Source organism: Allobosea sp. BH3, assembly GCF_025499465.1.
Classification (GTDB): Bacteria; Pseudomonadota; Alphaproteobacteria; order Rhizobiales; family Beijerinckiaceae; genus Allobosea.
This window is the reverse complement of record NZ_JAIMCA010000001.1, coordinates 433,339-453,806: the sequence shown is the minus strand read 5'-3', so window position 1 is coordinate 453,806 and position 20,468 is coordinate 433,339. Positions and strand designations below refer to the sequence as shown.

General features: G+C 65.9%; 21 protein-coding genes. 17 read left to right on the top strand and 4 right to left on the bottom strand.

Annotation, left to right across the window (positions count from 1 at the left end):
* Nucleotides 1-8 precede the first annotated feature (8 nt).
* The 9 genes from BoBH3_RS02175 (at nucleotide 9) to BoBH3_RS02135 (ending at nucleotide 8,777) form a co-directional block, all read left to right on the top strand.
* A complete protein-coding gene (locus BoBH3_RS02175; protein ID WP_262329113.1) occupies nucleotides 9-1,160 on the top strand; it encodes a Gfo/Idh/MocA family protein in 1,152 nt (383 codons plus the stop codon).
* A complete protein-coding gene (locus BoBH3_RS02170; RefSeq protein WP_262329112.1) occupies nucleotides 1,157-1,957 on the top strand; it encodes an ABC transporter ATP-binding protein in 801 nt (266 codons plus the stop codon). The genes BoBH3_RS02175 and BoBH3_RS02170 overlap by 4 nt, the downstream gene beginning before the upstream one ends.
* Entirely contained in the window at nucleotides 1,950-2,693 is a 744-nt protein-coding gene (locus BoBH3_RS02165) for an ABC transporter permease (protein ID WP_262329111.1), read from the top strand. Before BoBH3_RS02170 ends, BoBH3_RS02165 begins: the two co-directional genes overlap by 8 nt.
* A complete protein-coding gene (locus tag BoBH3_RS02160) occupies nucleotides 2,690-3,466 on the top strand; it encodes an ABC transporter permease (protein ID WP_262329110.1) in 777 nt (258 codons plus the stop codon). Before BoBH3_RS02165 ends, BoBH3_RS02160 begins: the two co-directional genes overlap by 4 nt.
* Before the next feature lie 269 nt (nucleotides 3,467-3,735).
* Complete coding sequence (locus BoBH3_RS02155; RefSeq protein ID WP_262329109.1) at nucleotides 3,736-4,701, top strand: ABC transporter substrate-binding protein; 966 nt, start codon at nucleotides 3,736-3,738, stop codon at nucleotides 4,699-4,701.
* Between the two features lie 241 nt (nucleotides 4,702-4,942).
* Nucleotides 4,943-6,166, top strand: coding sequence for a cytochrome P450 (locus BoBH3_RS02150; RefSeq protein ID WP_262329108.1), 1,224 nt, complete (start codon nucleotides 4,943-4,945; stop codon nucleotides 6,164-6,166).
* 35 nt (nucleotides 6,167-6,201) lie between these two features.
* A complete protein-coding gene (locus BoBH3_RS02145) occupies nucleotides 6,202-6,525 on the top strand; it encodes a 2Fe-2S iron-sulfur cluster-binding protein (protein ID WP_262329107.1) in 324 nt (107 codons plus the stop codon).
* Between the two features lie 81 nt (nucleotides 6,526-6,606).
* Nucleotides 6,607-7,869 (top strand): NAD(P)/FAD-dependent oxidoreductase, encoded by a 1,263-nt coding sequence (locus BoBH3_RS02140; protein ID WP_262329106.1) that lies wholly within the window; start codon nucleotides 6,607-6,609, stop codon nucleotides 7,867-7,869.
* A gap of 128 nt (nucleotides 7,870-7,997) precedes the next feature.
* Nucleotides 7,998-8,777: an IclR family transcriptional regulator gene (locus BoBH3_RS02135; RefSeq protein WP_262329105.1), complete on the top strand. Its 780-nt coding sequence runs from the start codon at nucleotides 7,998-8,000 to the stop codon at nucleotides 8,775-8,777.
* 16 nt (nucleotides 8,778-8,793) lie between these two features.
* Here the strand turns inward: BoBH3_RS02135 and BoBH3_RS02130 are convergent, their stop codons facing one another.
* Nucleotides 8,794-11,187, bottom strand: a complete 2,394-nt coding sequence (locus BoBH3_RS02130) for a penicillin acylase family protein (RefSeq protein WP_262329104.1) — start codon at nucleotides 11,185-11,187, stop codon at nucleotides 8,794-8,796.
* 254 nt (nucleotides 11,188-11,441) lie between these two features.
* Between BoBH3_RS02130 and BoBH3_RS02125 the strand changes: the two genes are divergently transcribed.
* From BoBH3_RS02125 to BoBH3_RS02090, 8 genes are read left to right on the top strand one after another with little or no spacing between them, the layout of a single operon-like run.
* Nucleotides 11,442-12,593 carry an ABC transporter substrate-binding protein gene (locus tag BoBH3_RS02125; RefSeq protein ID WP_262329103.1) on the top strand — a complete coding sequence of 384 codons (1,152 nt, stop codon included), beginning with the start codon at nucleotides 11,442-11,444 and terminating at the stop codon, nucleotides 12,591-12,593.
* 25 nt (nucleotides 12,594-12,618) lie between these two features.
* Nucleotides 12,619-13,509 carry a branched-chain amino acid ABC transporter permease gene (locus tag BoBH3_RS02120; protein ID WP_262329102.1) on the top strand — a complete coding sequence of 297 codons (891 nt, stop codon included), beginning with the start codon at nucleotides 12,619-12,621 and terminating at the stop codon, nucleotides 13,507-13,509.
* The gene (locus BoBH3_RS02115; RefSeq protein ID WP_262329101.1) at nucleotides 13,506-14,438 is read left to right on the top strand and encodes a branched-chain amino acid ABC transporter permease; all 933 of its coding nucleotides are present in this window, start codon (nucleotides 13,506-13,508) and stop codon (nucleotides 14,436-14,438) included. Before BoBH3_RS02120 ends, BoBH3_RS02115 begins: the two co-directional genes overlap by 4 nt.
* Nucleotides 14,435-15,220 (top strand): ABC transporter ATP-binding protein, encoded by a 786-nt coding sequence (locus BoBH3_RS02110; RefSeq protein ID WP_262329100.1) that lies wholly within the window; start codon nucleotides 14,435-14,437, stop codon nucleotides 15,218-15,220. The genes BoBH3_RS02115 and BoBH3_RS02110 overlap by 4 nt, the downstream gene beginning before the upstream one ends.
* Entirely contained in the window at nucleotides 15,207-15,923 is a 717-nt protein-coding gene (locus BoBH3_RS02105; protein WP_262329099.1) for an ABC transporter ATP-binding protein, read from the top strand. Before BoBH3_RS02110 ends, BoBH3_RS02105 begins: the two co-directional genes overlap by 14 nt.
* A gap of 45 nt (nucleotides 15,924-15,968) precedes the next feature.
* The gene (locus BoBH3_RS02100) at nucleotides 15,969-16,745 is read left to right on the top strand and encodes an SDR family NAD(P)-dependent oxidoreductase (RefSeq protein ID WP_262329098.1); all 777 of its coding nucleotides are present in this window, start codon (nucleotides 15,969-15,971) and stop codon (nucleotides 16,743-16,745) included.
* A complete protein-coding gene (locus tag BoBH3_RS02095; protein ID WP_262329097.1) occupies nucleotides 16,738-17,493 on the top strand; it encodes an SDR family NAD(P)-dependent oxidoreductase in 756 nt (251 codons plus the stop codon). The genes BoBH3_RS02100 and BoBH3_RS02095 overlap by 8 nt, the downstream gene beginning before the upstream one ends.
* Nucleotides 17,494-17,520: 27 nt before the next feature.
* The gene (locus BoBH3_RS02090) at nucleotides 17,521-18,333 is read left to right on the top strand and encodes a polysaccharide deacetylase family protein (protein ID WP_262329096.1); all 813 of its coding nucleotides are present in this window, start codon (nucleotides 17,521-17,523) and stop codon (nucleotides 18,331-18,333) included.
* Between the two features lie 403 nt (nucleotides 18,334-18,736).
* Here BoBH3_RS02090 and BoBH3_RS02085 read toward each other — a convergent pair whose 3' ends face one another.
* From BoBH3_RS02085 to BoBH3_RS02075, 3 genes are read right to left on the bottom strand one after another with little or no spacing between them, the layout of a single operon-like run.
* A complete protein-coding gene (locus BoBH3_RS02085; protein ID WP_262329095.1) occupies nucleotides 18,737-19,342 on the bottom strand; it encodes a nuclear transport factor 2 family protein in 606 nt (201 codons plus the stop codon).
* Between the two features lie 2 nt (nucleotides 19,343-19,344).
* The gene (locus tag BoBH3_RS02080) at nucleotides 19,345-19,656 is read right to left on the bottom strand and encodes an Atu4866 domain-containing protein (RefSeq protein ID WP_262329652.1); all 312 of its coding nucleotides are present in this window, start codon (nucleotides 19,654-19,656) and stop codon (nucleotides 19,345-19,347) included.
* Nucleotides 19,657-19,691: 35 nt separating this feature from the next.
* Complete coding sequence (locus tag BoBH3_RS02075; RefSeq protein ID WP_262329094.1) at nucleotides 19,692-20,414, bottom strand: SDR family oxidoreductase; 723 nt, start codon at nucleotides 20,412-20,414, stop codon at nucleotides 19,692-19,694.
* Between the last annotated feature and the right edge of the window lie 54 nt (nucleotides 20,415-20,468).

The window sequence follows — 20,468 nt, the reverse complement described above, 5'->3', positions numbered from 1 at the left end:
GCAGGGCAGTGAGCACGCGGAATTTGCGCATCATCATGAATGGCGTGACCGGGCGGCTGGGAACGAACCAGCATCTCGTCCGCTCGCTACTTGCCATACGGCGCGAGGGAGGCGTTCGCTGCCAGGGTGGCGTGGTGCTGATGCCGGAGCCGGTGCTGCTCGGGCGCAACCCGGACAAGCTGAAGCAGCTTTCCGTGGCACATGGCGGGCTGGAATGGAGCACGGACAGCGAGGCCTGCCTCGCCGATGCGCGCAACGAGATCTATTTCGACGTCAGCGCCACCGTGGGGCGCAGGGAGCGGGCGCTGGCGGCGATAGCGGCCGGCAAGCACGTCTATCTGGAGAAGCCGATCGCGGGCGATCGTGATGAGGCGCTGGCGATCGCGCGGGGGGCGCAGGCCGCCGGCGTCCGGAACGGCGTGGTCCAGGACAAGATCTACCTGCCGGGGCTGCAGAAGCTACGCAAGGTGATCGAGAGCGGGGCGCTCGGCCGCATGCTGACGGTGCGGCTCGATTTCGGCTGGTGGATCTTCGACGGCGCGCTGCATCCCTCGCAGCGCTCGAGCTGGAACTACAAGCGGGCAGAGGGCGGCGGGCTCGTCCTCGATATGTTTCCGCACTGGCGCTACATCGTCGAGACGCTGTTCGGGACGATGACCTCGGTGTCCTGTCGCATGGCGACGCGGATTCCGCGGCGCATCGACGAGCGCGGCGAGCCTTACGACGTCGATGTCGAGGATGAGGCCTTCGCTACGGTCGAGCTCGATGGCGGCGTGACAGTGCAGATCGCCAGCTCCTGGGTTACCCGCGTGCGGCGCGAGGACATGCTGACGATCCAGGTGGACGGCACCGACGGCTCGGCCTATGCGACGCTGCATCGCTGCTTTCTCCAGCCGCTCGCCGCGACGCCGCGCCCGCGCTGGGATGTCGATGTATTCCAGGACAACGACCACCTCGCCAAATGGCAGGAGGTCCCCTCGATGGACCCCTACCTCAACAGCTATCGCATGGGCTGGGAGCTGTTCCTGCGCCATGTGCAGGACGGCTCGCCTTTCCCTTCGCCACTCATTTCCGGGGCGAGGGCGCTTCAGCTGGTCGATGCCTGCTACCGCAGCCATGCCGAGCGGCGCTGGGTCGACCTGCCGGAGCTGTCGTCGTGAACGGCTTGCCCGCTACGGCTGCCGCCGAGGCGGCCATCGAGATCTCCGGGCTCAATTTCGAATACGAGACGGCCGGCCAGCAGAAGGTCCGCGCGCTCGATGGCATCGAGCTGTCGATTGCGAAGGGCGAGTTCGTCTCGATCCTGGGTCCTTCCGGCTGCGGCAAGTCCACGCTGCTCTACATCGTCGGCGGCTTCGTGCCCTTCAACCAGGGCTCGATCATAGTCGAGGGGCGTCCGCTTGCGGGGCCGGGGCCTGATCGCGGCGTGGTCTTCCAGCAATTCGCCCTGTTCCCCTGGAAGACCGTGCAGCAGAACGTGCTCTACGGCATGGAGAAACAGCGTGTTCCGAAGGCTGAGCGGCTCGAGCGCGCTGCGCGGCTTATCCGGGAGGTGGGGCTCGCCGGCTTCGAGGACAGCTTCCCCTCGCAGCTCTCGGGCGGCATGCGCCAGCGCGCGGCGATTGCGCGGACGCTGGCCGTCGACCCCTCGATCCTGCTGATGGACGAGCCCTTCGGCGCGCTCGACGCGCAGACGCGCAGCATCATGCAGGAGCAGCTGCTGGAGATCTGGCGCAGCACGGGCAAGACGGTGCTCTTCGTCACCCACGACGTTCGCGAGGCCGTCTATCTGTCGCAGCGGGTCGTGCTGATGACGAAGCGCCCGGGCCGGATCAAGGAGATCGTCGACACTGATTTCGAGAAGGGTGGTGAGTTCGCCGGCGGCAAGCGCTTCGACGATACGGTCGAATACATCTGGAACCAGGTGAAGGCGGAGATCGGAGCCTCGCATGGCTAGGTTCGCCGCGACCTACGCGCCGCTCGCGATCCTCGCCTTGCTCTGGGAGCTGGTCTCGCGCAGCGGCGTGGTCTCGCAATATGCACTGCCGCCACTCTCGACGATTCTCGCCGCTTGGGGCGATCTGCTGGCCGATCCGGATTATTACCGCAACATCGTCGCCTCGGTGCTGCGCGGGCTTGCCGGGCTTTCGGCGGCTCTCGTGCTTGGCATCGCGCTGGGCACCTCGATGGCGACCTGGCGTAGCGTCAATCTGACGATCGGCCCGATTGTCCAGCTGTTCTATCCGCTGCCGAAATCGGCCCTGATCCCACTGACGATCATCTGGTTCGGCATCGGCGACTCGTCGAAGGTCTTCCTGATCTTTCTCGGTTGCTTCCTGCCGATCAGCACCGCGACCTTCAACGGCGTTCGTGGCGTCGAGCGTACGCTTATCTGGTCGGCGGCGAGCCTGGGCGCGAATGGCTGGGCGCGGCTGCGTGATGTCGCCGTGATGGCGGCGATCCCGGACATCCTCGCAGGCGTGCGCACCGCGCTGGCGCTGACCTTCGTGCTGCTCGTCTCCTCGGAGTTGCTGATATCCAACGAGGGCATCGGCTTTCTGATCCGCATCTATGGCGATGGCAGCCAGTACCCCAAGATGTTCGCCTGCACCTTCACGGTGATGCTGCTCGGCTTCCTCGCCGATCGTTGCTTCCGCCGGCTCTCCGGCCATCTGCTGAGGTGGCGGACATGACGGGGCTTCGCTCTTTCGCCGTATCGCTCGCTCCCGTCCTCGTGCTCATCGCAATGTGGGAGGGTGTGGCGCGCTCCGGGCTGCTGACGCCGTTCCTGCTGCCGGCCTTTTCGGTAGTGATTGGCCGCATCTGGGAGGATCTGCTGAGCGGCAGCCTCGCCTCGGCCATGGCGCTGACGACGGCGCGCGCGCTCAGCGGCTTCAGCATCGCCGCGGTGCTCGGCGTCTCGCTCGGCATAGTGATGGCGGTGTCCGGTGCCATGCGCTGGTTCTTCGATCCCATCGTCTCGGTCGGCTTCCCGACGCCGAAGATCGCCTTCCTGCCGATCATCGTGCTCTGGCTCGGCCTCAACGACGCATCCGTGGTGGCGATCACGGCGCTCTCACCCTTCTTTATCATCGCCATCAACAGCCATGCCGGCGCGAGCGGCGTCGACAAGCAGCTGCTCTGGGCCGCGCGCTCGCTCGGATCGAAGCCGGGCGAGTTGATGCGCGAGATCATCCTGCCGGCGGCGACGCCGCAGATCCTGACAGGCCTTCAGATCGCGCTGCCGACGGCCATGATCGCAACGCTGGTGAGCGAGATGCTGACCGGCGTCGGCGGGCTCGGCGGCCAGCTGCTCGACGCGCAGCGCTACGCTGACTCCCCCGGCCTCTTCGCCGGCGTCGTCGAGATTGCATTCGTCGGCACCGTCCTCATCCGCGGCGTCGCCTTCGGCCGGCGTCGGCTTCTGTGCTGGCACTCGGAAGGGAGGGCCGGAGCGACTGCCTGACGTCGGAGCGGAGCCCCAGCGCTCTAGAGCACGCGCCGATCAGACTGCGTAGCAGTCCGATCGGATCACGCGTTCTCTATCAAATAGTGAGAGACGGATTCACCGATCAGGTTGATTCAACCTGATCGGATCCGGCTCCGGCCGACGAAAACGACAAGCCGTTCAAGCGGCGGATCATGTGTTGCCAACAAGACGCGACCATTTGGAACGAGGGAAACAGCGATATGACCGAACTCACGCGGAGACTTTTCGTCGGGGGCGCCCTTGCGATGCCTGCCATCCACGGTGCGCGCGCAGCCGAGCCCGTGAAGATCAGGTTCGCCTGGTCGACGATGCCGACCCATCTCGTCCCGGCGATCTTCAAGACGCCGGTGCTGAAGCACCACGGCAAGTCCTACATCGCCGAGCCGCAGAATTTCTCGGCCAGCACGCCGATGATCACGGCCTTCGCCGCGAGCCAGATCGACGTCGGCGTTTTTGCGCCGACCGCGCTGGCGCTGGCGATCACCAACGCCCGCGTCGACATCAAGGTCATCGCCGACAGCCTGCAGGACGGGCGTGGCGGCTATCGCTCGCAGACGCTCTATGTGAAGGCCAATTCGGGGATCAAGGACGTCACCGATCTCAAGGGCAAGAAGATCGGCGTCAACGGCATCGGCTCGGCGAGCTACACCAGCATCGTCGCCATGCTGCGCAAGCACAAGATGGACGAGAAGCGCGACGTGTCCTTCGTCGAGGTCACCTTCTCGAACATGCTGCCGATGATCGAGGACGACAAGATCGACGCCACGACGATCCAGATGCCGATGGCGGAACAGCTCGTCAAGGAAGGCAAGTATCGCGGGCTGTTCACCTCCTTCGACGCGATGGGGCCGACGGTCTACAACTTCCTTGCCGCCCGCACCGCCTTTCTGACCGCCAATCGCGCGGCGGTGGTCGACATGCTGGAAGACTACATCCGCGCCCTGCGCTGGCTGTCGGACCCGGCGAACAAGACCGAGGCGCTGCGCATCATCGCAGCTGAATCGAAGCGCACCCCGGAATCGATCGGCTACCTGCTGACCAAGGACGACTACTACCGCGACCCGAACATGGTGCCGGACATCGAGGGCATCCAGAAGACCATCGATATCACCAATGATCTCGGCTTCCTCGCCAAGCGTATCGAGGTCGCGAGCTATGCCGACACGAGCTACGTCGCCGAGGCGGCCAAGCGGGCGGCCGTTGCCGGTTGAGGTGATCTGGGCCCGCACAGGGGTCGCCTCCAGATCGCCTCGGAGCGAGCCGTCACTTCACGACGGCTCGCTCTCGGCGGCTGCTGCCCGCTGTGCAAGCCACGCTCCGAATTTGGGCGCTCTCGACGCGATGCGCGATTGACAGTGCGGATTGGCGGCCACATCATTCTCGATATTATCGTATTGTCTGACGATACGTCTGCGGATAAAGAGCCGCGGAGGCGTCGAGAAGGAGCATTTCATGTCCGATCTCGCTTCTGCTGATATCGCCGGGCGGACCGCGCCGGCCCTCGATATCGATCCCTATGCGGATGCGGTGCTTGAAAGCCCGTTCGAAATGCACGCTGCACTGCGGGCGGCAGGGCCCGTTGGCTGGCTGCAGCAATACGGCGTCTATGCCATGGGCAGGCATAAGGACATCATGCCTGCCCTCAAGGATTGGGAGACTTTCTCCTCTACCGGCGGCTCGGGGCTTGGCGACATCCGCAAGCCGGGCGCCTGGCGGCCCGGCAGCCCGATCGTCGAGGTCGACCCGCCGCAGCATACTAAGGTCCGCACCGCGCTGCAGCGCATCCTCTCGCCCGCCGTAATCCGGCAATGGCGCCAGGATTTCGAGGCCGAGGCCGAGCGCCTTGCTGACGAGATCGTCACCCAGCGCTCCTTCTGCGGCGTGCGGGACTTCTCAGAAACCTTCGTCGCGACCACCTTTCCGGCCGCGCTGGGTCTGGCGGATTCCCCTGAGCGCCGCGAGAACCTGTTCCTGCTGGGCGCCCTCAATTTCGATGGCCAGGGGCCGAAGAACGAGCGCTATGAGGCGACACAGCGCAAGGCCGATCTGATCTGGGACTGGTATCTCGACAGCATGAAGCGCGAGGCGATGGTGCCGGGGGGCTTCGGCGAGAAGATCTTCCAGGCGGCCGACGCCGGCGAGATCGAGCAAGACGTCGCGCCGCTACTGGTGCGCTCCTTCCTGCGCGGCGGCCTCGACACGACGTCCAGCATGATCTCGGCGGCGCTCTGGTATCTCGCCAAGGATCCCGCGCAGTGGCAGCTGCTGCGCGACGACCCGAGCCGCGTGCGCGGCGCGCTCGAGGAGGCGATGCGCCTTGAGACGCCGATCCAGAACGTCTGCCGGCAGACGATGCGCGAGGTCGAGATCGACGGCGTCACCGTGCCATTTGATTCCAAGATCCTGATCATCCTGGCCTCGGCCAATCGCGACCCGGAGCGTTGGGAGAACCCTGATCGCTTCGACGTCACGCGGCAGACCATGGGCCATCTCGCGCTCGGAAACGGCGTGCATATGTGCATCGGCCAGATGATCGCCCGGCTCGAAGGCGAGGTCCTGCTCAAGGCGCTGGTCTCGCGCGTCTCAGCTCTGGAACTGACCGGCGAGCCGACCCGCGCGCTCAACAACAACCTCCGCAGCCTTGCGACGCTGCCACTCGCGGTCAAGGCGGCCTGACGGCTGCGGCGCCCGACAAGTTTCAGGAACAGGCCATGCCGATGATCACCTTCGTTCGCCCCGATGGCGAGCGCATCGCCTTCGATGCAGGCGGCGCCGAGACCGTCATGCATGCGGCCGTGGGGCGCCAGGTTGCCGGGATCCTGGGGGAGTGCGGCGGCTCGATGACCTGCGCGACCTGCCATGTCTTCGTCGAACCGGAATGGCTCGACCGCCTGCCACCGATCAGCGCGGCCGAGGACGAACTCCTCGACGCCACCGCCACGGAACGGCGCGACAATTCCCGTCTGTCTTGCCAGATACCGGTCAGCGAGGCGCTCGACGGGCTGGTGCTCGAACTGCCCGAGGCGCAGATTTGAACGGCGGGAGCATTTTCGAGCGAAGTTGATACCGGTTCGCGTAAAGAAGATGCGCTGAAGTGGGGCGAAGTTAGAAGACCTATGTCGGAATTGGCCAAGATCGCGGCTGGTAGCCGCGCCGACGTCCTGATCCTCGGCGCCGGACAGGCCGGGCTGCAGGCGGCGCTCTCTCTCCGTGAGGAGGCGTTCGGCGGCTCCATTCTGATAGTCGGAGATGAGCCGACGCTGCCCTATCAGCGCCCGCCGCTCTCTAAGGGCTATCTCCAGGGGACGATATCTGCCGAAAGCCTTGTCCTGCGGCCGCGCAGCCTGCTCGACGAGTTGCGAGTCGAGGTTCTGTGCGACGCGCGAGCGACCACGATCGATCGGGTGCGGCAGGAACTCGCCCTCTCCGACGGCCGGCGCGTGGGATACGGCCATCTCGTGCTGGCGACAGGCTCGCGCGCGCGGCTCTGGAGCGGCCCTGGCGCCGCGCTCGACGGCGTCATGTATCTGCGCAGCATGGCCGATGCGGCCGCGCTCGCTCGGCGGATCGGGCAGGCGCGCAGCGCGGTGGTCGTCGGCGCTGGGTTCATTGGTCTGGAATTCGCCTCCGTCGCCGCCAAGGCCGGGCTCGCCGTCAGTGTCATCGAGGCCGCCGATCGGCCGATGGCGCGCTCCGTGACGCCGACGATGTCGGAGCTGTTCCGGCAGTGGCACGCGGAAGCCGGCATCGCCATGCATTTCGGCGCGCGGCTTGCTGCCATCGAGGACGATGCTGGCAAGGTCACGGGGGGGCGTCTCGATGACGGCCGGCTGCTGCCGGCCGATCTCGTCCTGATGGGCATCGGCGGCGTCGCCAACGACGATCTCGCGGCGCAGGCGGGGCTCGCGGTCGATAACGGCATCGTGGTCGACGAATTGCTGCAGACGCAGGACCTGGCGATCTCCGCGATCGGTGACTGTGCGAGCCATCCGAGCTCGTTCTCCGGCGCACGCATTCGCGTCGAGTCGGTGCAGAACGCCATCGACCAGGGCCGCTCGGTTGCGGCGCGGCTCGCCGGCCGGTCTCAGCCCTATCGCGCGGTGCCGTGGTTCTGGTCGGATCAGGGCAGCCACAAGCTGCAGATGGCCGGGCTCGTCGCGCAGACCGACCGGTTGGTCGAGATTGGCTCGCGCGAGGAGCGCCGGCTGTCGCTGCTGGCGTTCCGGGACGGGCTGTTCGTCGGCGCGGAATCGGTCAACCGGCCGGCCGACAACATGCTGGTGCGGCGAATTCTGGCAAAGCCCAGGCCATTAGGCTTCGGCGAGGCCGAGGCTGCCGGCTTCGACCTGAAGGCTCTCGCTGCAGCCGTTCCGGCCTGAGACTAGAGTATCGCTTTGCAATATGTGCGTATTGTACTAGTGACGGGGCATGTGCCACTGGGCGAGGTGAGGGCGGCGTGACCGCATCGCCTTCGGCGACGCCCCCTGCCAGAGCCTGCTCCGAGCCCATGAAAAAGACCGTCCCGATCGCCGGTATCGACGAGCGCCTGTTCCTGCAATCGGTGGCGCGCGCTCTCGATGTACTTGAGGCCTTCGCACAGAATCCCCGGTCGAAGTCGCTCGGCGAGATCGCGGCGGCATCGGGTCTCAACAAGAGCGCGGCCCAGCGCATCGGCCAGACGCTGCTGGCGCGGGGTTATCTCGAAAAGGGCGAAGGCGGCGGCCTGACGCTCGGCAAGCGGCTGCTCGATCGTTCCTTCGACTATCTGCGCTCGAACCCGCTCATCGAGCGGGCCACGCCGATGCTGAACGAGTTGCGCAAGCGCACCGGCGAGCGGGTCGATCTGAGCCTGTTCGACGACACCAGCACGATCTATGCGATCCGCCTGCAGAGCAAGCGGGAGACCTTCTATGCGACGCTGCCGGGCCGTCGCATCCCTACTTTCGCGTCCTCGGGTGGCCGGGCCTGCCTGGCGCATTTGCCCGATGCGCAGGTGGACGACATCCTGGCCCGGTCGGAGCGCATCCCGCTGACGCCGAAGACGCTGACGGAGATTCCGCAGATCTGGGAGAAGATCCGCGAGGCGCGCGCCAACTCCTATTCGCACCACGCCGAGGAGGCGCTGATCGGCGAGGTCGTGCTCGCTGCCCCGGTGCTCGACATGGACGGCAAGCCGATCGGCGCGGTGCATATCGCCGGTTCGCTCAGCGAATGGTCGATCGACGATTTCCGCCAGCGGCTCGCGCCGCTCGCGGTCGAGGCGGCGCGCGCGCTCAGCGGCGCCTAAGCCACATCGGCGAACATCATTCCGCGGCGTCGAGCAACTCGCTCTTGCCGGCGGGGCGCAGCACGATCCGCTGTCCCGCGGCGGCGTCCACGGCCGTGCGCGAGTAGAGCAGGGGCACATACTCGCCCCTGGCCCAGAGTGTCGAAAGATCCCGGTAGTGCGGTGACCGGCTGTCGCCGGACTGACCGGGCGCGTTGATACACAGGCTTTCGTCCCAGTTGCCGACATCCATCAGCAGACGCACCGATGCACCCATCGTCACCCTGAAATCCTGCGCCCGATAAGCGGCATGCATGACGGTCGAGGCGCTGCCACCCTTGGGCAGCGGCCCGACATCGAGAGCGGAGCGAGCGGAACCTGCCACCGGCGAAACCGCGTGCTCGAAAAAGCCGTGGTGCAGCTTGCCCCAGTTCCAGGCGGCAGGATCGGCGCCCAGACGCTTGGCAGCATCATCCCAGGCACTGGCGAGCGTCGCCAGCAGGAGGGCGTCGCGCGCCGCCGTGGGCGCCTCGCCGAAGCGCCGGTCTGGTTGCTCCAGTATCGTCAGGATGCCCTCGACATCGCCCGGCGCCAGCAGTGCCCGCAGCTTCGCGTCCGGCACGAGCAGCGCGAACAGGGTGGGCTTCAGATGGTGGGTGAACCAGAGCTCGCTCAGCGCGCCGGCCGCTGAATCGACATGCAGTTCGCAGTCCCAGGCGATCAGCAGGTCTCGCGCCTTCGCCGCGCTCTCCGTCGCCGGCGCCAGGGCCTCGACCAGCGGGCGCAGGCGCAGGGCTGGCCAGGAAAAGACGTCGGTCTGCAGTGCGGCGCCCGCAGCGATGCCGTGCTTCCCATCGCCGCTCAGAACCTGGTGGATACGCAGCGCCCGGCTCTTCTCCAGCCATTCATAGCCGATCTCGACGTCCTTGCCGTCCCAGTCGGCGGGCAAGTTGGCTTCGTTGGCCGAGAAGACGAAGCCTTCGGGCGGATTGACCTTCGAAGGCATCTCGTCGAGCGCGAGGAAGCCGTCCCACTCGAAGCGCCCGTCGCCCGGGGCCGGCAGCAGTCCGTCCCAGTTGCGGCGCTTCGGCGTCATGCCGAAAGGAAGCCAGGCGATCGTGCCGTCGACATCGGCGTAGAGATGGTTGAGCGAGGGGGTCGCAAAGCGGGCGATCGCATCGCGGAATTGGTCGAGGTCACCGGCCCGCATTGAGCGCAGCCCCGCGAGATAGGCCGAGGACCCCGGCTCGAACCAGATCGACCTGATGCCGTAGGCCCTGTTGCGCGCGGCATCGACGTGCAGCAGGGGCCCGTGATGGGAATAGAGCTGCATCGCGGTTTGCTCGGGCGCTCCCTTCACTTCGAAGCGCTCTTCGCGGGCCTCGAAGGTCCTCCAGCCATCACCGAAGCGGTAGCGGCCGTGATCGGCCGGGTCGAGCTCATAGACGTAGATGTCTTCCTGATCGGACCCGAAAATCGTCTGCGAGAAGGCGATCCTGTCGTTATGGCCGACCGAGATGCCGGGCACGCAAGGCTCGCCGGCGCCGATCGCGTCGATGCCCGGGGCGGTCAGGTGGACGATGTAGCGCAGCGCCGGCACGGAATGGTTGCGATGCGGATCGGAGGCCATCATGGCGCGCCCGGTCCCGGTGCGATGAGGCGCGACGGCCCAGTTGTTCGAGCCGGTCCACTCGGAATCCATCACCACGGACTGCAGGTCGTTGATCTTGGTCCAGGCACCCGCCTGATCGAGCGGCGCCGCAAGCCGCTCGCCCTCGAAGGTGACGGGCGCGGTGGCGAGCTTGAACAGGTCGAGCACCGCGAGCGGGATCGTCGCCGGGTCGATGCCGTCGGCCGCCTGCGGCCGGTGCGCCGGCTCCAGGAACTTGCGCAGCAAGTCGTTGTGGTCGCCCGCACGCGGCGCGACCTGCGCCCTCAGCACCTCGGAGAGTGCGTTGCGGGTCAGTGCATGGCTGCGGATCCGCACGACGTCTTCCGGCGCCCAGCGCTCGGGCCGGGTGCCGAGGATGCCGAATTCGGGCGGAAGGCGCTCGGGCTCGCGTTCGGTCAGTGCGATATAGGCATTAATGCCGGCTACGAAGGCCGTCGCGATCTCCTGCGTATCCTCGCCATAGCTCGCCCATTCGCAATCCATGTCCCCCCGATAAAGGAAGGCGCGGCAGGCGCGGTCTTGGGCGAGATAGCCGGCCCCGAAGTCGCGGGCCAGAAGGCCGAGGCCGCGCTTGCGCCAGATGTCGATCTGCCAGAGCCGGTCGCGCGCCGCGTTGAAGCCCTGAAGGAAGAAGAGGTCGGTCTTGTTGCCGGCGCGCAGATGCGGGATTCCCCAGCGGTCGACGAGGATTTCGGCAGCTTCCGTCAGTCCCTCGACCGGAATCTCTTCATGGCGGACGGGCTCGCTGTGCTGGGTCATGCGCTGTTCCTTGCCGTCCGATCCGACGCGGCTGTGGGCGTATCGTTAAACGATACGATCGTCTCGATTTACTCCTTTATGGAGGGTCGAAAGGAGCCTTTGCAAGCCCGGCTTTCGTTGCCTGCAATTTGAGCAAAGTTGAAAAATTTTCTACGTGCCGAACTCATTCGCCATTTGACAGCCTCGTCGCAGCCGGATCACTATCGATATAGAAGTATCGATGCCCGATACGATCTGCGCTCGAGAGGTTCCCCATGACGCTGTTGTCCCGCCGTCAAATCCTCGCTGCCATGGGTGCCACGGTTGCAGCGCCCGCCATCGTTCGGGCGCAGAGCGGCGAGCCGCTGAAGATCGGCGGCATGCTGCCCTTCTCCGGCCCGGCGAGCATCGAAGGCCGCCAGATCGTTCAGGGTCTCCAGTTCGCGGTCGCCGAGTGGAACGAGAAGGGCGGCGTCCTCGGCCGCAAGATCGAACTCGTGCTCGAGGATGACGAGAGCAACTCGACCAAGGGCGTCACCGCAGTGCGCCGCCTGATCGAGCGCGAGAAGGTGCCCTTCATCATCGGCACCTACGCCTCGGCGGTCGCCATCGCGGCCTCGAAGGTTGCGGCCGAATACAAGATCCCGATGCTTTCCGGCGGCTCGACCGGCGCCGGCGCCACTGACCAGAACACGGCCGGCGATCCGTGGTTCTTCCGCTCCTGGCCCGACAGCAACGCCCAAGGCGAGGATACCGCGAAGGCGATCGTCGAGAAGTTCAAGAAGACCAAGGTCTCGATCATCCATGACAACACCAATTACGGCGTCACGCTGGCCGAGCAGGTGACGCGCGTCGTCAACGGCGTCGGCGGGCAGATCGTCTCGAAAGACGGGTTCAACGCGGGCGAGCAGGACTTTTCGTCGATGCTTACGCGTCTGCGCAGCCTGCGTCCGGAGGCGGTCTATATCGGTGGTTGGGCCGGCGACGGCGCCAACATCCTGCGCCAGGCGGCCGAGATCGGTCTGAGGGCCCAGTTCGTCGGCTCAGGCTCCATGCTCTCGGATGACTTCATCAAGCTTGCGGGTCCTGCTTCCGAAGGCTTCGCGGTCGCCAGCCTGTTCGAGGCCTCAACGCCCAACCCGGTCGGCAAGGCCTTCGCCGAGCGCTGGCGCAAGAAGCACGACTTCGACGCCAATACCTTCTCCTCGCTCGGTTACGACTCGACGAACATCGCAATCGAGGCGCTGCGCCGCGTTGGCAAGTCGGACGGCCTCGAGATCCAGAAGATGCTGAAGAGCGGGATGAAGGACTTCCCGATCGTGCAGGGGCCGGCGGGTGCGACCGCTGCCTTCGACGAAAAGGGCAGCGTCAAGTTCCCGAACTTCATCGCGGTCATCAAGGACGGTAAGCGCCGGCTCGACATCTGAGCCCGCCCTCCATCCGGACAAGATCATGGATCTGTTTCTTCAATACGTCGCCAACGGCGTCGTGACGGGCTCGACCTATGTGCTCGTCGCCGTTGGCCTGACGCTGATCTTCGGCATCCTCGGCGTGGTGAACTTCGCTCATGGCGAGTTCTACATGATCGGCGGCTATGTCGGCATTCTCGCGATCACGGTGCTCAAGCTGCCGGTGTTCGCCGCGATCGCGGTGGTGCTGCTTGCCGCCGCGGTCATCGGCCTGCTGGCCGAGGCGATCCTGCACAAGCCCCTCAAGAGCCATGACGCGACGAACTCGATCATCTCCTCCTTCGGGCTCGCGGTCGCGCTGCAGAACGCCGCATTGGTGGTGATGGGGCCGCAACCGCAGCGGCTCAACCTCGACGTCTCGAAGATCCCGATCCTGGCTTCGATCCCGACCGATTTCGGGCCCGTCTTCCTGCCGCAGCAGCGCACGCTGATCCCGCTCACCATGGTGATCCTGATCGGTGTGCTCTATGTCATCCTGAAATATACCTGGACAGGCCGCAGCCTACGCGCCATGGCCCAGCACCCCACCGTGGCGCGGCTCTGTGGCGTCCGCATCCAGTCGGTCGCGGTGGTGACCTTCATGGTCGGGGCGGGACTCGCCGGCATCGCCGGCATGCTGATGTCCTCGATCTTCTTCGTCTATCCGGTCGTCGGCAACATGATCGCGCTGAAGGCCTTCACGGTCGTCATCCTCGGCGGCATGGGCAATGTCGCGGGTGCGGCAGTCGCCGGCCTACTGCTCGGCATCACCGAGTCGCTGACCTCGGCCTATCTCGCCAACGGCATGCGCGACATCGTCGGCTTCGTCATCGTCATCCTGATGCTGCTGTTCAGGCCGCAGGGCCTCTTCGGCAAGGTGGCCGAGCGCTCATGAAGCCCTATCTCACCGGCCTCGGTATCGCGCTCGCGCTCGCCTTCGCGCCGTTCTTCCTGGGCGGCTACGAGACCAATGTGCTGATGATGATGCTGTTCTTCATCATCCTCGCTGTCGGGCTCGATCTCGTCGCCGGCTATTGCGGCCAGTTCTCCTTCGCAACCGGCGCCTTCTACGGTCTCGGCGCCTATACGGCGGCGATTCTGAACCGCGACATGGGCAGCCCGATCTGGCTCAACCTGCCGGCGGGCGCGCTCGTCGCAGGGCTGTTCGGGCTGCTGCTGGGCATTCCGGCGCTGCGGCTCAAAGGGCATTTCCTTGCCATCGTCACCATCGCCTTCCAGACGATCGTCTACCTGACGATTTCGCAATGGACGAGCTTCACCGGCGGGCAGGTGGGCCTGAGCCTCGCCAATCCCGCGCCGCTGAACCTCGGCTTCGTCACCATCGAGATGGGCTCGCTGCGTTCCTATTACTGGCTGACTTTGGCGGTCTCGGTGATCTGCCTGCTCGTCGCCTGGCGCCTCGCCCATTCCCGGATTGGCTCCGAATGGATCGCTATACGCGACGACGAGACGCTGGCCGCCGCCGTCGGCATCGACACGACCCGCGGCAAGCTGTCCGCCTTCGTCGCTTCGGCCGCGCTCGCCGGCGTGGCTGGCGTCCTGACGGCGCATGCCTTGCGCGGCGTCACCCCGGACGACTACACGATCTGGATCTCCGCTACCGTGGTGGCGATGATGGTGCTCGGCGGGCGCGGCACATTCATTGGCCCGATCCTCGGCGCGGTCTTCCTCGTGCTGGTGCCGGAGCTTCTCGGCAAGTTCGCCGAATACAAGATGCTGATCTACGGCGTCCTGCTCGTCCTCGCCATCACGCTGATGCCGGAAGGTGTCATCGGCCGGCTGCGCAAGAGGGCTGCCCGATGAGCGCTATCATCGAGGCCAGGGGCATCACCAAGCGCTTCGGCGGGGTGGTGGCGGTCGATGCGGTCGACCTTGCGGTCGAGAAAGGGCAGATCCTCGGGCTGATCGGCCCGAACGGCTCCGGCAAATCGACCATGGTCAACCTCGTCACCGGCGAGATGATGGCCGACGAGGGCTCGCTCTCGTTCAACGGCGCCGACATCGCGCGCATGGCGCTGCACAGGCGGGCTCGTGCCGGCATGGCCCGGTCCTTCCAGATGCTGCGGCTGTTCCAGTCGCTCAGCGTCGAGGAGAACCTCGTCCTCGCCAACCACATGCGCATGAAGACGAGCGTGGTCGATTCCTTTTTCGGCCGCGCCGATTCCCGGGCAGAAGACGCCCGGGCTCGCGTTAAGGCGCGCGAGCTGCTCGCCTGGTTCGACCTGCAGGAGTTCGCAGACCGTCCCGTCACCGCTATGTCGATCGGCCAGCAGCGCATGGTAGAGATCGCGCGCGGGCTGATGAGCGAGCCGACGCTGCTCGTGCTCGACGAGCCGGCTGCCGGCCTCTCGCCGCCCAATGTCGACAAGCTGATCGCCCTGATCCGCCGCCTGCGCGACGAGTTCGGCATCTCCATCCTGCTCGTCGAGCACGTGATGCGCGTGGTGCGGGACCTGTGTGACCGCGTCGTCGTGCTCGATTCCGGCAAGAAGATCGCCGAGGGCGCGCCGGATGTGGTGGTGAAGGACCCGGTCGTGGTGGAGGCCTATATCGGATCGGGGTGGAAGCGCCGTGCTCAGGCTTGAGAACATTGTCGCCGGCTACGGCCGCACCCGCATCCTGCACGGGGTCAGCCTCACGGTCCCGACCGGCGGCCTCGTCGCCTTGCTGGGCGGCAACGGCACTGGCAAGTCGACGACCCTGAAGGCGACCGTCGGCCTCGTCGACGTGCAGGAAGGCACGGTCGAGCTCAACGGCGAGGTCATCAACGACGTGCCGGCCGAAAGGCGCTCGGCGCTCGGGCTTTCCATGGTGCCGCAGGGCAAGGAGGTCTTCGCCGCGATGAGCGTCGAGGAGAACCTGCTGATGGGCGCCTATCACCGCCGCTCGGACCGCGCCGGCATCGCCCATGACCTCGAGGCCGTATACATTCGCTTCAAGCGCCTGCGCGAGCGCCGAAAGGTCAATGCCGGCATGCTTTCCGGCGGCGAGCGCCAGATGCTTTCGATCGGCCGTTCGCTGATGGCACGCCCCAGCGTGCTGCTGCTCGACGAGCCTTCAGCTGCGCTCGCCCCGCGCATCGTCGAGGAGATTGCCGAGGCGATCCTCGGCTTGCGCGATCTCGGCCTGACACTCCTTCTCGTCGAGCAGAATGTCGGCATGGCGCTCGATATCGCCGACCACATCTACGTCATCCGGGGCGGGCGCATCGCCTATGAGCGCGAAGTCGGCGACGGCGTCGCCATGGAAGAACTCCAGGAATTCTACCTCGGCGGAAGCGAGCACTAGCCGCGAGGCAACACCGCTCCCGCCGCCATCTGCGAGGTCACGATCATGGGCACCCAGGGAACCGGACGGTTCGAAGGCCGCGTCGCGGCGATAACGGGCGCGGCCGGCGCGCTCGGGCGCGCCAGCGCCAAGGCGCTGGCGCGGGAAGGCGCGAAGCTCCTGCTCTTCGACCGCGATCCCGGGGGCCTCGCCGAGACGGCTGCTCTTTGCCCCGGCTCGATCAGCGTCACCGGCAACGTGACCTCGGCCGCCGACCTCGAAAGGGCTGCGGCCATGGCGCTTGCCGAGCTCGGTCCGGTCGAGCTTCTGGTTGCGGCCGCAGGACTCGTCGGGCCCTCCAAGATCGCGATCGAGGTGACAGAGGACGAGTGGGACCTCGTCTTCGACGTCAACGTCAAGGGCTGCTGGCTGACGGCTAAGGCCTTCGTCCCGCAGATGCGCGAGTTCGGGCGCGGCTCCGTCGTTTTGTTCTCCTCGACGGCCGGTCTGCAGGGGTCGCCCGTGCTTTCGGTCTATTCCGCCAGCAAGGGCGCGGTCACGCTGCTGACGAAGAGCCTCGCGCTCAACCACGCCACCGAGAATATCCGTTTCAACTGCGTCTGCCCCGGCACGATCGACAGCCCGATGAGCGACCGCTCCATCGCGCAGGCTGGCGACGCGGCAGCGCAGGCCGCGCGCGCCGCCTTCCAGAAATCGCGCCACCCGATGAACCGCTTCGGTACGCCGGACGAGGTCGCCGGCGCCGTGATGTATCTCCTCAGCGACGACGCTGGCTTCACCACCGGCGTCGCGCTGCCTGTCGATGGAGGTCGCCTTGCCTGATCCGACCCGTTTCGCCGGGGAAGTCGTCATCGTTACCGGCGCCGCGCGCGGCATCGGCGAAGGCATCGCGGCGCGCTTCGCCGCCGATGGGGCAAGCGTGCTGCTCGTCGACCTCATCCCCGAGGTGGAGCAGACCGCGAAGCGCCTCGGCCAGGCAGCCTTCACCTGCGATGTCACCGCGCGTGGAGCAGGCGAGGCGATCGCTCAGGCGGCCATTGCTGCCTTCGGCCGCATCGACATCCTCGTCAACAACGCCGGCATCGGCGGCTCGAAGAAACTGCTCGATTCAGACGACGCGCTGATCGACCGCATCATCGACACCGACCTCTCGGCGGTGCTGCGGGTGACGCGCGCCATCGTCCCGCATCTGCCGCAGCCGGGCGGCCGGATCGTCAACATATCCTCGACCTTCGGGCTGACGGGCTATCCGGGCACGACCGCCTATGCGGTGGCCAAGGCCGGCGTGGCGCAGTTCACCCGGCAGCTGTCCGGCGAGCTCGGCCCTTCCGGCATCCGGGTCAATGCGGTGGCGCCGGGTGTAATCCAGACGCCGATGACCGTCGCCCATCGCGAGAACCCGTTCTACATGCGGGTCGTGGTCGACCCGATCCCGCTCGAACGTATGGGCGAGCCCGCCGATATCGCTGGACCGGTCGCCTTCCTGGCGTCGGAGGACGCTTCCTTTGTCACCGGCGTGGTGCTGCCGGTCGACGGCGGCTATCTCGCTGCCCGCCACGGCAAGATCTGAACACGTGAGGATGCCACGATGCACGACATGAGCGTTAAATGGCCCAACGGTGCGCGCTGCGCCGTGATGCTGACCTTCGACTTCGATGCCGAGACCCTCTGGACCTCGCGTGACCCCGAGAACGCGGTGCGCCCCGGTGTGCTGAGCCAGGGCCGCTACGGCGCCAAGGTCGGCGTGCCCAAGATCCTCGACACGCTGCGCGATGAGGAGATCAAGGCGACCTTCTTCGTGCCGGGCTGGACGGCGGAGAACCACACCGACCGCGTCGAGATGATCCTCAAGGACGGCCACGAGGTCGGCCACCACTCCTATTCGCACAAATGGGTCAGCGGTGACCCCGAGGGCGAGATCGAGGAGATGGAGAAGGGGCTCGAAGCCCTCAAGCGTACCGTCGGCGTCGTGCCGAAGGGCTATCGCTCGCCGGCCGGCGAGGTCTCGTCCGGCCTGTTCAAGCTGCTGCAGAAGCACGGCTTCCTCTACGATTCCTCGTTGATGGATGACATCAACCCCTATCGCCATGTGCTGGAGGACGGTTCCAAGGGGCCGATCGAACTGCCCTGGCACTGGAGCCTGGATGACGCACCCTATGCGATGTTCTCGGCCAAGACGCCGCGCACGATCTGCACCAATGAGCACCTGCTCGCGATCTACAAGGCGGAGTTCCAGGAAATCTACCGCTGGGGCGGGCTCTACGACATCATCTTCCACCCGCAGTTCGGCGGGCGCCCGAGCCGCATCGCGCTGATCCGCGAACTGATCGCATTTATCCGGACCTTCCCGGGCGTCTGGTTCGCGACCGGTACCGAAGTCGCCGAAGCTTGGTCGAGCGCTCACGAATAGAGCCGGTTCCTCTCCGGCTTGGCTGAGGCAACGATGTTTATCGAAAGCGGGCGCCAGCACTTAGATGCGCTGAGCCCGCTCGGGCGATCGACGTCAGCCGAATCTGCGGCGCTGCGAGTAAGTAGCGTTGCGATCGCGAAATTACTCACGTGATTGGTAGAATTGGATCGGAGCGCGCTAGTGCGGTCCTTATCGGCGCCGGTCGATCAGGTTGGCGTGGGTGGTGTCTTTTGTCAGCAAGTATCACCTCCAAAAGCGGCCGGTAGGTTCCGCAAGCGCCAGGAGGGGACATTGGGACGTTACCGGAAAGCGGGCACACGACCAATTCGAGAGGCTCGGATGAGCGCGTGACCGCGCCCAATACAAGCGGCGGCTTTCCGCGGGCTCCGCGGCGCGAGGGTCCTTATTTCGCCCGCGGCGTATTGTTGGCGACGACCTGTTCATAGGCAGCGAGGTCGAGGAACGCCTCGGCTTCCGCGACCTTTCCGTCCTTCATCCGGAAGAACCAGACGAACTGGTTGCGATAGGGGTGCCCGCCGGTCGTCGTCGCGGCCGCGTTGAAACGGATCATGACGCGGTCCTCGACCGCCCAGATACGCTGGACCTGAGGGACAAGCGGCGTTGCAAGGCGGCTGACCAGCGGCACGGACGCATTCTCGACGAAATCGTTCATGCCGCGATAGGTACGAGCGACGGAGCTTGAGCCCGGAATCGTCCAGACGATGTCTGGCGCCAGGAGATGCTGGAACACATTCTCCCCGGCAGCCCAACGCTGAAACGCATCGCGGACGATCGTCTCGTTGCGTGCCGTGGCGGATGCGTCGGCGTGCGCCGGCGTCGCGACCATCGGAACGACCGTCAGGGCGGCAAACCCAATCAGCCCACCATAGAGCGCGGCATTCGCCACACGCCGGTGCAATGTATTGAGTGTCATCGAGATTCTCCTTCTGCGAAAAGGGAAAAAGAAGCGGCCCGCCACCAAGACAGGAACCGCCGAGACGGTCGGCAAGATCAGGGAGAGGTCGGCGTCGACGGCCGCTGGCGCCGGTGCAGAACCATGCCGCCGTGATGCAGGGTGTTGGGCTCGACGAAGTCGCCATCGGCGGTGAAGCCCGTGTCGTCCCAGTACTCAATGTGGGTGCCGGTCACGACATAGCGTCCGCGATAGGCACCCTCGCGGTTGCCACGGGCTTCGACGTAGCGGCCGTTGGGCAAGAGTTCGTGGCGGACCGTGTTGTCGGCGGTGACCCACATGCCGACAAAAGGATGATTTGCCTGCTGCATTGTCGTTTCTGCCGAGGGGAGAGTTGCGTAAGCCGCCATGAAGCCGGCTGTCAGCGTGAGACCCGCGGCCCGCATCAGTGAGGTGCCTTCGTCGGGCGAACGACGATCTCGTTGACGTCGACGTCTTCGGGCTGCTCCAGCGCGTAGCGCACCGCCCTTCCGATGGCGTCGGGCTGGAGCGCGATCGCCCGGTAGGCCTTCATGGCGTCGACCGCCACGGGATCGGTAATCGTGCCGGCGAGCTCGCTCTCGACCACGCCGGGATGGATGCAGGTCACCCTGATATCGGCCCGTTCCTGGCGCAGCCCGTCCGAGATCGCGCGAACAGCGTATTTGGTGGCGCAGTAGACGGCCGCCGTCGGCGAGACGCTCAGCGCGCCGATCGATGCGATGTTGACGACGTGGCCCGCGCCGCGAGACGTCATCTCGGGGAGAACCGCCGCGATCCCGTACAGAACGCCCTTGATGTTGACGTCCACCATGCGGTCCCACTCGTCGACCTTGAGCGAGGCCATGAGCGAGAGCGGCATGACGCCAGCATTATTGACGATGACGTCGATCTGGCCGAACCGCGCACGCGCCGCTTCGGCGAAGGCTGCGACATCGTCTCGACGGGTAACGTCGAGGCCACGATACTCGACCTCCGCACCGAGCTGCCTGAGTTCGGTCGCCAGGGCGTCGAGCCGGTCCGTGCGGCGGGCGCCGAGCATGAGACGGGCGCCGGCGGTTGCTAGCTCGCGGGCGATGCCAACGCCGATGCCGCTCGAGGCACCTGTGATCAATACAGTCTTGTCCATGGTCCCGCTCCAGAGCCTTTGGTTCGATCCGCTTCGAGATGCGGATCCCGTGGA